The 11981-nt window shown below is 73.7% G+C and carries 11 protein-coding genes; 4 read left to right on the top strand and 7 right to left on the bottom strand.

The genetic code is table 11. The features are described from left to right. The 6 genes from ABZ914_RS35330 to ABZ914_RS35355 form a co-directional block, all read right to left on the bottom strand. On the bottom strand, window positions 1–239 hold a 239-nt coding region (locus tag ABZ914_RS35330; protein ID WP_500198585.1), incomplete at its 3' end, for an FGGY family carbohydrate kinase. Between the two features lie 31 nt (window positions 240–270). Further along, window positions 271–1515, bottom strand: coding sequence for a sugar ABC transporter permease (locus ABZ914_RS35335; RefSeq protein WP_500198586.1), 1245 nt, complete (start codon window positions 1513–1515; stop codon window positions 271–273). After that, window positions 1508–2455: an ATP-binding cassette domain-containing protein gene (locus tag ABZ914_RS35340; protein ID WP_500198587.1), complete on the bottom strand. Its 948-nt coding sequence runs from the start codon at window positions 2453–2455 to the stop codon at window positions 1508–1510. The genes ABZ914_RS35335 and ABZ914_RS35340 overlap by 8 nt, the downstream gene beginning before the upstream one ends. A 61-nt stretch (window positions 2456–2516) precedes the next feature. Then, complete coding sequence (locus ABZ914_RS35345) at window positions 2517–3593, bottom strand: substrate-binding domain-containing protein (protein WP_433251184.1); 1077 nt, start codon at window positions 3591–3593, stop codon at window positions 2517–2519. A 336-nt stretch (window positions 3594–3929) separates the two neighbouring features. After that, window positions 3930–4715 carry a DeoR/GlpR family DNA-binding transcription regulator gene (locus ABZ914_RS35350; RefSeq protein WP_190866691.1) on the bottom strand — a complete coding sequence of 262 codons (786 nt, stop codon included), beginning with the start codon at window positions 4713–4715 and terminating at the stop codon, window positions 3930–3932. Window positions 4716–4787: 72 nt separating this feature from the next. After that, a complete protein-coding gene (locus ABZ914_RS35355; RefSeq protein ID WP_500198588.1) occupies window positions 4788–5186 on the bottom strand; it encodes a rhodanese-like domain-containing protein in 399 nt (132 codons plus the stop codon). Window positions 5187–5454: 268 nt separating this feature from the next. On the opposite strand from ABZ914_RS35355, the gene ABZ914_RS35360 reads away from it, so the two are divergent. Next, window positions 5455–8235: an FAD-binding and (Fe-S)-binding domain-containing protein gene (locus tag ABZ914_RS35360; protein ID WP_500198592.1), complete on the top strand. Its 2781-nt coding sequence runs from the start codon at window positions 5455–5457 to the stop codon at window positions 8233–8235. A gap of 3 nt (window positions 8236–8238) precedes the next feature. Here ABZ914_RS35360 and ABZ914_RS35365 read toward each other — a convergent pair whose 3' ends face one another. Beyond that, window positions 8239–8979 (bottom strand): IclR family transcriptional regulator, encoded by a 741-nt coding sequence (locus tag ABZ914_RS35365; protein WP_190866696.1) that lies wholly within the window; start codon window positions 8977–8979, stop codon window positions 8239–8241. A 102-nt stretch (window positions 8980–9081) separates the two neighbouring features. Here ABZ914_RS35365 and ABZ914_RS35370 point away from each other — a divergent pair, with 102 nt between their 5' ends. The 3 genes from ABZ914_RS35370 to dmpG are packed head-to-tail and all read left to right on the top strand — an operon-like array spanning window position 9082 to window position 11911. Further along, the gene (locus tag ABZ914_RS35370; RefSeq protein WP_500198590.1) at window positions 9082–9936 is read left to right on the top strand and encodes a 2-keto-4-pentenoate hydratase; all 855 of its coding nucleotides are present in this window, start codon (window positions 9082–9084) and stop codon (window positions 9934–9936) included. Next, the gene (locus ABZ914_RS35375; protein ID WP_500198591.1) at window positions 9933–10880 is read left to right on the top strand and encodes an acetaldehyde dehydrogenase (acetylating); all 948 of its coding nucleotides are present in this window, start codon (window positions 9933–9935) and stop codon (window positions 10878–10880) included. The genes ABZ914_RS35370 and ABZ914_RS35375 overlap by 4 nt, the downstream gene beginning before the upstream one ends. Further along, window positions 10877–11911, top strand: coding sequence for a 4-hydroxy-2-oxovalerate aldolase (gene dmpG, locus ABZ914_RS35380; protein WP_190866702.1), 1035 nt, complete (start codon window positions 10877–10879; stop codon window positions 11909–11911). The genes ABZ914_RS35375 and dmpG overlap by 4 nt, the downstream gene beginning before the upstream one ends. The last annotated feature ends 70 nt before the right edge of the window (window positions 11912–11981 follow it).

An 11981-nucleotide genomic window follows, 5' to 3' on the forward strand; every position in this document is an offset into this window, starting at 1 on the left:
CCCTGCGCGGTGAGCGCGAGCAGGTCGACGCCCGCGCCCGCCGCCGCGACCCGGGCGGCGGCCTCGCGCACCGCGCCGGCCACCGCGTCCCAGACCTCGGCCATGTCCTGCTCGGCCCGGCCCGGCGCGGGCCGGGACACCGTCGTCGGCCGGCGGACGACGGCCAGCTCCGTGCCGTCCTCGGCGTATCCGACCGCCTTGATCATCGTGGTGCCCGCGTCGACGCAGACGACCGCCATCGGCTCTCCCGTGAGGTGCGGAAACAGGGGGTCAGGCGCGGCCGTGCGTCCGCCGCGACCGGCGGGCGACCGAATCCAGCGCCACGGCCAGCAGCAGCACCGCGCCGGTGACCATGAAACGGTAGGACGAGTCGAGGTTCAGCAGCGTCAGCCCGCTGGAGATCGACTGGATGACGACGATGCCGAGCAGCGCCGCGAACGCGTTGCCGCGCCCGCCGAACAGGCTCGTCCCGCCGATGACGGCCGCCGCGATCGCGTTGAGGTTCACGTCGCCGCCGCCGCTGCTCTGGTTCGACGCCGCCAGCCGGGCCGCCGCGAGGATCCCGCCGACGGCGGCGAGCGTCGTGCACACCACGAACGCCGAACTGTAGACCGCCTTGACGTTGATGCCGGCGCGCCGGGCCGCCTCGACGTTGCCGCCGACCGCGTACACCGACTTGCCGTACTTCGTCCGGGACAGGACGTAGTGCGTCGCCAGCACGAGGCCGAGGAACAGCACGAACATCCAGCCGACGCCGCGGTCCCGGCTCAGGTACCAGACGGCGACCGCGAGGCCCGCCAGCAGGACGGCGCTGCGCAGCACGAGCGTCTGCTCGGTGGTGGCGGGCAGGCCGGCCCTGCGCCGGGCCGCCGCCCGCGCGTGGCCCGTCCAGTACAGCGCGCCGGCGCCCACCGCGACCAGCGTGTACGCCAGCCACGCCGGGACGAAGTCGAGCTGCGCGAACGTCACCAGCCACGAGTCGAACGGCAGGTTGATCGAGCCCTTCGGGCCGAGGATCCACAGCTGCAGCCCGAGGAAGCCGAGCAGTCCGGCGAGGGTGATGACGAAGCTCGGCACGCCGAGCCGGTTGAACACCTGCGCGTAGAACCAGCCGATCAGGCAGCCCGCGGCGGCCGCCGCGACGAGCGCCACCACGGCGGGCATCCCGTGGTCGACGAACAGCACCGCGGTGATGGCCGCGCTGAGCCCGCTGATGGAGCCCACCGACAGGTCGATCTGCCCGACCAGCAGCATGAAGACCACGCCGAGCGCGATCACCCCGACCGGGACGCACTCCATCGCCAGGTTCACCAGGTTCGCGCTGGACAGGAACACCGGGTTCAGGATCTGCATGACGGTCCAGATGACCACCAGCCCCGCGACCACCGGCCACACGCCGAGGTCGCCGCCGCGGACCCGGTCCGCCATCCCGGTGAGGGTGGCGCGCAGGCCGCGGTCCTGCGGCTCGCCGGGCGGCGCCTGCTCCACCGGCGGCGCCGTGGTGACGTCACTCATCGCCGTCCCCCTTCGTCATCGCGATGCGCGCGGCGGGCTCGCCCTCGCCGTTCTCGCCGTCCTCGCCGGCGGCCGCGCCGCCGGTGCTCGTGTCCGATGCGGTGCCGGACTCCGCGGCCGCGCCCTCCCCGGACGGGCGGGCGCGCTGGGAGCGGCGGCTGACCACGTTGTCGGTCGCGCCGGTGATCGCCGCGACCAGCTCCTCGGCGGACGTCGCCTCCGCGTCGAACACGCCGTTGTTGCGGCCGAGCCGCAGCACCGCGACCCGGTCCGCGACCGCCTTCACGTCCGCCATGTTGTGGCTGATCATGATGACGCCGAGGCCCCGCTCGCGGAGCCGCTCGATCAGGTTCAGCACCTCGGCGGTCTGCGCGACGCCGAGCGCGGCGGTCGGCTCGTCCAGGATGATGACCTTCGGGTCGCCGAGCAGGGAGCGGGCGATCGCGACCGTCTGCCGCTGCCCGCCCGACAGCGCCGCGACCGGCGCCTCCACCGACGGGATCTTCGCCGAAAGCTGGCGCAGCAGCTCCCGGGACCTGACCTCCATCGCGACCTCGTCCAGCCGCAGCGCGCGCACCTCCCGGCCGAGGAACAGGTTCTCGATGACGTTGAGGTTCTCGCAGAGCGCGAGGTCCTGGAAGACGGTCGCGATGCCGAGCTGCTGCGCCGCCGCGGGGCTCGGGACCGACACCTCGCGGGACTCGAAGGTGATGGTCCCCGCGTCCGGCGGGTGCACCCCGGACAGGACCTTCACCAGCGTGGACTTGCCGGCGCCGTTGTCGCCGACGAGCGCGACGACCTCGCCCGCCGCGACGTCCAGGTCGACGCCGGTGAGCGCGGCGACCGCGCCGAAGGACTTGCTGATGCCGCGCAGCGACAGCAGCGCGCCGTCCTTCGCGGCGGCCTGGGCGGGGGCCGTGGGGGTGGGCGTGGGTGACATGACCGACCTTCGTGGATCGTTGCCTGTGCCGAGCCGGTGCTCGATACCGGTGCTCGGGCCGCTACTTGATGCCGAGCTGGGTGCAGCCCGCGGCGTAGTCGGCGGTGCAGACCTGCGACGCCTTGAGCGCACCGCCCGGTCCGAGCAGCACGGTGGCGATGTTGTCCTTCGTCACCACGGTCGGCGTGAACAGCTCCGACGGGGTGTTGAACAGGGTCGCGTTCGGCTTCGGCTTCTCGCCCTTGACCAGCTCGTACGCCGCCTCCGCCGCCGCCTCCGCGACGATCTTGATCGGCTTGGAGATGGTGTTGTACTGGTCGCCGTTCACGATCCGCTGCGCGGCGGCGAGCTCGGCGTCGTTGCCGGTGACCGGCGGGACCGGCTTCCCGGCCGCCTTGAACGCGGCGACGCTCGCGCCGCCCGTGCCGTCGTTGGCGGCGACGACGCCGGCGATCTGCCCGCCGAACTTGCTGATCTGGCCGCTGACCCAGTCCTGCGCCTTGGCGGGCTCCCAGCCGGGGGTGTCGTACTCGGCGAGGAGCTTGAAGCCGGACGGGTCGACCGCGCTGTGGATGCCCTTCTTGATCAGGTTCGCCGCGGCGTCGGTGGGCGAGCCGTTGACCTCGAGGATCCCGCCCTTGGCCTTGGCCTGCTTCAGGTGGTCGACCAGCGACTGGCCGATCATCGCGCCGATCTTCTCGTTGTCGAAGGAGACGTAGAAGTCGGCCTTGGCGGCGGGGATGGGCCGGTCGTAGGCGATCACGGCGACCTTGCGGGACTGCGCCATCCGGACGATGGACGCGGCCGCCGCCGAGTCGACGGGGTCGATCACGATGGCCTTCACGCCCTGCGCCAGCACCGAGCTCGCCTGCTGCTGCTGCTTCGAGGCGTCCGCGCCCGCGTTCTGGTACAGCACCGAGCAGCCGCCGCACAGCTGCTTCATCTTGGCCTTGAACAGCGGCGCGTCGTACAGCTCGTAGCGGGTCGAGGCGATGTCCGGCATGAGGAACGCGATCTTGGCGTTCTTCGCGTCGCCGCCGGTCGAGCCGGCGCTCTTCGACGAGCACGCCGCGGCGGGGGCGAGCACGGCCAGGGCCGCGCCGGCCGCGGCGGCCGTCCGGAGGGAAAGCTTCGTCACTGGGGTCTCCTCGGTGCTGCGCCCGTGGGGGGAAGGGCGGCCGATCCAGCGCGGCGGCCGTCCGAGCCGGGTCCGGCGGCCGTCGCGGGGAGAACGTAACATCACGAACGTTAGAAGTGTCAATACCAGGACGTTAACTAACAATCGGTGGCGTGATCTGGTGGCGAAGCGACGTCAGAACGCCCACGTCACAACTCGATATCGACCGTGCAGGCCCTCTAGGCGGCACGGGTCGTCATGGTGTTGGTTCTAACATCGCCCATCACATGACGGGCGGGCGGAACGAGCGCTCGGGCGAGCCGAACGGACGTGCGCAGGCGTAGGGAACGGGCGCGCTCAGGCGCGGGGAGCGACGTCGTAGGCGACCTTGTGCAGGTCCAGCTCGCGGAGCGCCGCGGCGGACGCGCCGTCGTCGGTGATCACGCGCTCGAACTCCCCCAGCGGGGCCACCCGGTGCAGCGCGGTGCGCCCCAGCTTGGTGTGGTCCACCAGCAGGACGTTGCGGACGGCGCTGCGCAGCATCGCGCGCTTCACCACCACGACCCGCTGCTCCTGGTGGCAGGCGTTGCCCGCGGACACCGCCGACGTCGACACGAAGCACATGTCGACCTGCAGCGACTCGATCGCCTCGACGCACGAGACACCCATGAAGGAGTTGTGCAGCGGGTCGTAGTCGCCGCCGAGCGCGATGAGCCGGACGCCCTGCACGGGCGCCAGCAGGTTCAGGCCGTCGAGGAAGTTGGTGACGATCGTCAGCGGGCCGGCGTCCTTGATCCGGCGGGCGAGCGCGAGGGCGGTGGTGGAGTCGTCCAGCATGATCGCCATGCCGGGCTCGACCAGCTCCGCCGCCGCGGCGGCGATCGCCTCCTTCTCCTCGCGCATGGACTTGCCCCGGTAGGCGACGCTGCTCTCGAAGACGCCCGAGCGCTGCGCGGTGACCCCGCCCCGGTACTTGCGGACGATGCCCTGCCGCTCCAGCTCGTCGAGGTCGCGGTGGATGGTCATCAGACTGACCCCGAACCGCTCGACCAGCTCGGCCGCCGTCGCCGAGCCCTGGGCGAGGACCGCCTCGGCGATCGCGTCCTGGCGTTGCGCGGGCCCCCGCCGCTGCCGGTTGCTCATGCCCCGCTCCTCCGTCCGGACGCCGCGAGCGCGGCGGGTCGAAGGGAAGTTAACATCACCGATGTTAAGACCTCAACCGGCGCTGTCACTCCCGGCGGTGGCGGGCAGGCCGGCGTCGCGCCATGCCTTGAAGCCGCCGACGACGTCGGTGGCGCGGGTCAGGCCGAGGTCGTGCAGGGCCGCGGCGGCCAGGCTGGAGGTGTAGCCCTCGGAGCAGAACACGATGACGCGCACGTCGTGCCCGGTGGCCTGCGGCAGGCGGGCGTCCGACTGCGGGTCGAACCGCCACTCCAGGACGTTGCGCTCGACGATCAGCGCGCCGGGGATCTCGCCCTCGGCGGCGCGCTGGGCGGTGGGGCGGATGTCCACCAGCAGGGCTCCGTCGCGGGACTCGGCGTGCGCCTTGCCGGGGTCGAGCCGGTCGAGCCGCGCGCGGGCGGCGGCGAGGATCTCATCGATGCTGCGAGGCATGTCGCCCAGCATGCCAGCAGATTCCCTACTGAGCGAGTCGGAAAACATGCCTGCCGCGTCCCGCCCTGGCCCCATCCCGCTCGCGCGGGCCGGGGCGGTCTGCCCGTCCCGGTCCGCGCGGTACTACCGTCGTCGGCAGGGGTGCCGCCTCGGCGCGGCGGCCCGGGTCCAGGGTGAAGGGGCGGATGTGGGCGATCAGGGCGATCTCGTGGCGGCGCTGCGGCGCGCCGGGGTCAGCGGGGTGGACGATTCGGCGCTGGCACGGTCCATGTACGCCTCGGACGCCTCGCTGTACCGCGTCCCGCCCGCGGTCGTGGTGACGCCCCGGGACACCGGCGAGCTGCCCGCGGTGCTGGCGGTGTGCCGGGAGTTCGCGGTGCCGCTGACGATGCGGGGCGCGGGGACGTCCATCGCGGGCAACGCGGTCGGACCCGGCGTGGTCGTGGACGCGAGCCGGCACCTGAACCGGGTGCTGGAGATCGACCCGGACGCCGGGACGGCGCTGGTCGAGCCCGGGATCGTGCAGGCGCGGCTGCACCGGATCGCGGGCGGGCACGGGCTGCGGTTCGGGCCCGACCCGTCCACCCGGACGCGGGCGACCCTCGGCGGCATGATCGGCAACAACGCCTGCGGATCGCGGGCGCTCGGCTACGGCCGCACGTCCGACAACGTGCTCGGCCTGGACGTGGTCGCCGGGACCGGGGAGCGGCTGCGGCTCGGCGACGTCCCCGGCGCCGCCGGGGGCACCGCCCAGAGCCCGCTGCTGGACCGGCTGCGCGACCTCGTGAACGGGCGGCTCGCGCTGGTCCGCACCGAGTTCGGGCGGTTCGGCCGGCAGGTGTCGGGCTACTCGCTGGAGCACCTGCTGCCCGAGCGGGGCTTCGACGTCGCGCGGGCACTGGTCGGCAGCGAGGGGACCCTCGCGGTGACGCTCGCGGCGCGGCTGCGGATGGTCCGCGAGCCCGCCTGCCGGCTGCTGGTCGTGCTCGGCTACGGGTCGATGGCCGAGGCCGCCGACGCCGTCCCGGCGATCCTGCCGCACGGCCCGGTGGCCTGCGAGGGCCTGGACTCCCGGATCACCGACGTGGTGCGCGGACGGCGCGGCCCTGACGCGGTGCCGCCGCTGCCCGAAGGCTCGGGCTGGCTGCTGGTGGAGCTGGCCGGCCCGGAGATCGGCCCGCTGCGCGACACCGCTCGCAGGGTCGTCGCCGAGTCCGGGAGCGCCGGATCGGCGCTGGTCGAGGACATGGCGCTCGCCGACGCGCTCTGGCGGATCCGCGAGGACGGCTCGGGCCTGGTGGCGCGCACCCCGGACGGCCGGCAGGCGCACGCCGGCTGGGAGGACGCGGCCGTCCCGCCCGAGCGGCTCGGCTCCTACCTGCGCGAGTTCGAGGCGCTGCTCGACGGGCACGGCCTGTTCGGCGTCCCGTACGGGCACTTCGGGGACGGCTGCGTGCACGTCCGGATCGACTTCCCGTTCGACCGCCCCGGCGGCACCCGCGTGTTCCGCGACTTCCTCAACGAGGCGGCGACGCTCGCCGCGCGGCACGGCGGCACGATGTCCGGCGAGCACGGCGACGGGCGCGCGCGCGGCGAACTGCTACCGCACATGTACTCCCCCGAGGCCCTCGACCTGATGGCTCAGGTCAAGGACCTCTTCGACCCCGACGACCTGCTCAACCCGGGGATCATCGTCCGTCCCGCCCCCGTGGACGCCGACGTGCGGACGGCCGGCATCGCCCCGGTCACCCGCGCGGAACTGCCGACGCTCGGCCTCGCCTACCGCGGCAACGCGGGCGACCTGGCGCGGGCCGTGCACCGCTGCACCGGCGTCGGCAAGTGCCGCGCCGACAACACCGGGAACGGCGGCGTGATGTGCCCGTCGTACCTCGCCACCAGCGAGGAGAAAGACACCACGCGCGCGCGGGCCCGCGTCTTGCAGGACGTCGTCTCCGGCCACCTCGGTCCCGACGGCTGGAGGACCCAGGCCGTCCACGACGTCCTTGACCTCTGCCTGTCGTGCAAGGGCTGCGCGTCCGACTGCCCGACCGGCATCGACATGGCATCCTACAAGGCCGAGGCCCTCCACCAGCGCTACCGGCGCAGGCTCCGGCCGCGCGCCCACTACGCCCTCGGGCGGCTGCCGCGCTGGACGCGCCTGGCCGCGAAGGCGCCCGCCGCCGTGCCGGCGCTGAACGCGGCGATGCGGTCGCGCGCGCTGCGCCCGCTGATCGCCTGGGCCGCGGGCATCGACCGCCGCCGCTCGCTGCCCGCCTTCGCGCCCGTCCCGTTCCGCCGCCGGTTCGCCTCCCACCGCAGCCCGGCGGGCCGCAACGGCGAGGTCGTCCTGTTCGTCGACACCTTCACCGACGCCTTCTCGCCGGACGTCGCCGAGGACACCGTCAAGGTACTCGAACATGCCGGCTACCAGGTGTCCGTCACCGCGCGCCCGGTCTGCTGCGGCATCACGTGGATCTCCACCGGGCAGCTCGACGGGGCGCGCGCGCAGCTCCGCCGCACCGTCCGCGCCCTGCTCCCGGCGGTGCGGAGGGGCGCGAAGGTCGTCGGCATGGAGCCGTCCTGCACCGGCGTGCTCCGCTCGGACGCCGAGGAGCTCCTGCGGGGCGTGGACGCGGCCGCCGCCCGCGAGGTCGCCGCCGCCACCCGCACCCTCGCCGAGCTGCTCGCCGAGACCCCGGACTGGACGCCGCCCGACCTGTCCGGCGTCACCGGCGTCGCGCAGCCGCACTGCCACCACCACGCCGTCATGGGCTGGACGAAGGACGCCGCCCTGCTCAGGGACGCGGGCGCCGAGGTCGCCCGGCTCGGCGGCTGCTGCGGCCTCGCCGGCAACTTCGGCGTCGAGAAGGGCCACCACGACGTCTCCGTCGCGATCGCCGAGCACCAGCTGCTCCCGGCCGTCCGCGACGCCGGCGAGGACGACGTCGTGCTCGCCGACGGCTTCAGCTGCCGCACCCAGCTGGCCGACCTCGCCTCACGCGAGGGCGAGCACCTGGCCCAGCTCCTGGCCCGCCACCTCCCGGAGTGACGTTCAGCGGCGGGCGAGGGTGCGCGACAGGGTGAGGGCCGCGGTGTGGACCGCCGGGGCGACGGCGGCCAGCCGCATGCGGTTGGACCACCCGGAGACCGACAGCGCGCCGATCGCCTCGCCGTCCGCGCCGAGGACGGGGCTGGCCGCGCAGAGGATGCCGTTGCCGGACTCCTCCCGGTCGTAGGCGACGCCCTCCTCGCGGATCCTGGCCAGCTCGCGGGTGAACAGCCCGGGCGCGACCACGGTGCGCTCGCCGACCTTGACCAGCCCGGCGTCCAGCACCGCCTGGACGACCTCGGGCGGTGAGAACGCGAGGATCGCCTTCCCGACGCCGGTGGCGTGCGCGGGCAGCCGGCCGCCGACCTGCGAGGGCATCCTCGGGGCGTCGGAGGCGCCGAGGATCTCCACGTACACCACCTCGGCGCCCTCCAGGACGGCGAGGTGCACGGTCTGCCGCGTCGCCTCCCGCAGGTCGGACATGTAGGGGACGGCGGCGTCCCGCAGGACGCGCTGCCGGGGCACCCGCTGGCCGATCTCGAACAGCCGGAGGCCGAGCCGCACCCGCGTCCCCTGCCGCTCCAGCAGCCCCGCCTCCACCAGGTCGAGCGCGATGCGGTGCGCCGTCGAGCGCGGCAGGCCGCTGCGGCGGGCCAGCTCCGCCGCGCCGAGGCCGTCGTCGTCCGCCCGGAAGGCGGTCAGCACCGCGACGGCGCGGCGCAGGAACGTGTCATCGGACGGCATGGCCCCACTGTAGAAGACGTGTCCCACCACGTGGGACGACCGCGTTGCCCGGAGGGCCACCGGCGCGGAAGGCTCGTCGCAGAGACGACGAAAGGAACGGCCATGGACCCGGGCTCTGCTCCTCCCGAGGGGGGACGACCCCCCACGCCCCCCGGCCCGGCTGCGCCGGAATGGATCGAGAAGGCCGCCGGGGCGCTGCTCGACGCGTACGCCACCGGCGTCCCGATCCCGCCCCTCACCGCGTCGCACCCCGACATGTCGGTGGACGACGCGTACGCGATCCAGCGCGCCCAGGCGGACGCGTGGACCGCCGCGGGCGCCCGGATCAAGGGCCACAAGGTGGGCCTGACGTCGGCCGCGATGCAGCGCCAGATGGGCGTGGACCAGCCGGACTTCGGCATCCTGCTCGACTCGATGTTCCTGCCGGAGAGCGCCCCGATCGACGCGGGCCGCTTCCTGCAGCCGCGGGTGGAGCCGGAGATCGCGTTCGTGCTGGGCCGGCCGCTGTCCGGGCCGGGCGCGACGGCCGCCGACGCCGTCGCCGCGGTGGAGTACGTGCTGCCCGCGCTGGAGGTCATCGACTCCCGGATCGCGGACTGGAAGATCACGCTGCCGGACACCATCGCCGACAACGCCTCCAGCGGCGGCCTGGTGCTCGGCACCCGGCCCGTCCGCCTCGGCGACCTCGACCTCGCGCTGATGGGCTGCCTGCTGCACCGCGACGGCGTGCTGATCGACACCGGCGCCGGCGGCGCGGTGCTGGGCTCGCCGATCAACGCGCTGGTGTGGCTGGCCAACGTGCTGGGCGAGCGCGGCGTCGCGCTGGAGCCCGGGCACGTGGTGCTGCCGGGCTCGATCACCGCGGCCGTCCCGGTCGCGCCCGGAGAGACGCTGACGGCGACGTTCGCCGGGATCGGTTCGGTCACCGCCCGGTTCGGAAAGGAGGAGCTCACATGAGCGAAGCGACCCGGGGGGCGCGGGGGGTCGTCCCCCCTCGAGAAGGCACGCGCAAGCTGACGGCCGCCATCGTCGGGCCTGGCAACATCGGCACCGACCTGCTGGTCAAGCTGACGCGCAGCGAGCTGATCGACGTCCACTCGATGGTCGGGGTGGTGCCCGAGTCCGACGGCCTGGCCCGCGCCCGCAAGATGGGCGTGCCGGCGTCGGCGGAGGGCGTGGACTGGCTGCTGGCCCAGCCGACGCTGCCCGACCTGGTGTTCGAGGCGACGTCGGCGAAGGCGCACCTCGCCAACGCCCCGCGCTACGAAGAGGCCGGGATCACCGCGATCGACCTGACGCCCGCCGCGGCGGGTCCGCTGGTGTGCCCGCCGGTGAACCTGGACACGCTGTCGGACGCGCCGAACCTCAACATGATCACCTGCGGCGGGCAGGCGACGATCCCGATCGTGCACGCGGTGTCGTCGGTCGTCCCGGTGCCGTACGCGGAGATCGTCGCGTCGATCTCCTCGCGGTCCGCCGGCCCCGGCACCCGCGCGAACATCGACGAGTTCACCGAGACCACGGCGCGCGCGATCGAGCAGGTCGGCGGCGCGGTCCGGGGCAAGGCGATCATCATCCTGAACCCGGTCGACCCGCCGATGATCATGCGGGACACGGTGTTCTGCGCGATCCCGTCGGACGCCGACACCAAGGCGATCTCCGCGTCGATCGAGAAGATGGTCGCCGAGGTCGCCACGTACGTGCCGGGCTACACGCTGCGCGCGGAGCCGCAGTTCGACGAGCCCCGCGACATCTGGAACGGGATGGCCCGCGTCGCGGTGTTCCTGGAGGTCCGCGGGAACGGCGACTACCTCCCGCCGTGGGCCGGCAACCTCGACATCATGACCGCGGCCGCCGCCCGGGTGGGCGAGCAGCTCGCGCGCAGGAAGGCCACCTCATGACGGAGCAGACGGCGGAGAAGATCCGCATCACCGACTCGACGCTGCGGGACGGCAGCCACGCGATGGCGCACCGCTTCACCGAGGAGCAGGTCCGCGGCGTGGTGCACGCCCTGGACAGCGCGGGCGTCGAGGTCATCGAGGTGACGCACGGCGACGGCCTCGGCGGCTCGTCGTTCAACTACGGCTTCTCGCTGGAGGACGACGTCAAGCTCGTCGCCGCGGCCGTGGACGAGGCGACGCAGGCGAAGATCGCGGTGCTGCTGCTGCCGGGCCTCGGCACGGTGAAGGACCTGAAGATGGCGCACGACGCGGGCGCGTCCGTGGCCCGGGTCGCGACGCACTGCACCGAGGCGGACGTGTCGCTGCAGCACTTCGCCGCGGCCCGCGAGCTCGGCATGGAGACCGTCGGGTTCCTGATGCTGTCGCACCGGGTCGGCCCGGAGGAGCTGGCGAAGCAGGCGCGGATCATGGTGGACGGCGGCGCGCAGTGCGTGTACGTCGTCGACTCGGCGGGCGCGCTGGTGCTCGGCGAGGCGCAGGAGCGGATCAGCGCACTGGTCAAGGAGATCGGGCACGAGGCGCAGGTCGGCTTCCACGGCCACCAGAACCTCTCCCTCGGCGTCGCCAACTCGGTGCTGGCGCAGCAGAACGGCGCCCGGCAGATCGACGGGGCGCTGTGCGCGCTCGGGGCCGGCGCGGGCAACTCCCCCACCGAGGTGCTGGTCGCGACGTTCGAGCGGCTCGGCATCCCGACGGGCGTGGACGTGCAGGGCGCGATGGCCGCCGCCGACGACGTGGTGAAGCCGTTCCTGCACCGGCTGCCGTTCGCGGACCGCGGCGCGATCACGCAGGGCTACGCGGGCGTGTACTCCAGCTTCCTGCTGCACGCCGAGCGGGCGGCGGAGCGCTACGGCGTGCCGGCGCACGAGATCCTGCAGAAGGTCGGGGAGGCCGGCTACGTCGGCGGCCAGGAGGACATGATCATCGACGTGGCGCTGCAGCTCGCCGCCGAGCGCGACCGCGCGTCCTGACCGGTCCCGGTCACTCAGGCCCGGGAGCCCGCTCAGGCGAGCGGGCTCCCGTCCAGATCGTCGAGGAGGG

Source organism: Spirillospora sp. NPDC046719 (assembly GCF_040645715.1).
In the GTDB taxonomy this organism is placed as follows: domain Bacteria; phylum Actinomycetota; class Actinomycetes; order Streptosporangiales; family Streptosporangiaceae; genus Spirillospora.

What these genes read in the sequence shown, in the direction of transcription:
- ABZ914_RS35335 (WP_500198586.1), bottom strand. Translation starts at nt 1,515, where the DNA reads ATGAGTGACGTCACCACGGCGCCGCCGGTGGAGCAGGCGCCGCCCGGC.
- ABZ914_RS35340 (WP_500198587.1), bottom strand. Translation starts at nt 2,455, where the DNA reads ATGTCACCCACGCCCACCCCCACGGCCCCCGCCCAGGCCGCCGCGAAG.
- ABZ914_RS35350 (WP_190866691.1), bottom strand. Translation starts at nt 4,715, where the DNA reads ATGAGCAACCGGCAGCGGCGGGGGCCCGCGCAACGCCAGGACGCGATC.
- ABZ914_RS35355 (WP_500198588.1), bottom strand. Translation starts at nt 5,186, where the DNA reads ATGCCTCGCAGCATCGATGAGATCCTCGCCGCCGCCCGCGCGCGGCTC.
- ABZ914_RS35360 (WP_500198592.1), top strand. Translation starts at nt 5,455, where the DNA reads ATGTACGCCTCGGACGCCTCGCTGTACCGCGTCCCGCCCGCGGTCGTG.
- ABZ914_RS35365 (WP_190866696.1), bottom strand. Translation starts at nt 8,979, where the DNA reads ATGCCGTCCGATGACACGTTCCTGCGCCGCGCCGTCGCGGTGCTGACC.
- ABZ914_RS35370 (WP_500198590.1), top strand. Translation starts at nt 9,082, where the DNA reads ATGGACCCGGGCTCTGCTCCTCCCGAGGGGGGACGACCCCCCACGCCC.
- ABZ914_RS35375 (WP_500198591.1), top strand. Translation starts at nt 9,933, where the DNA reads ATGAGCGAAGCGACCCGGGGGGCGCGGGGGGTCGTCCCCCCTCGAGAA.
- dmpG (WP_190866702.1), top strand. Translation starts at nt 10,877, where the DNA reads ATGACGGAGCAGACGGCGGAGAAGATCCGCATCACCGACTCGACGCTG.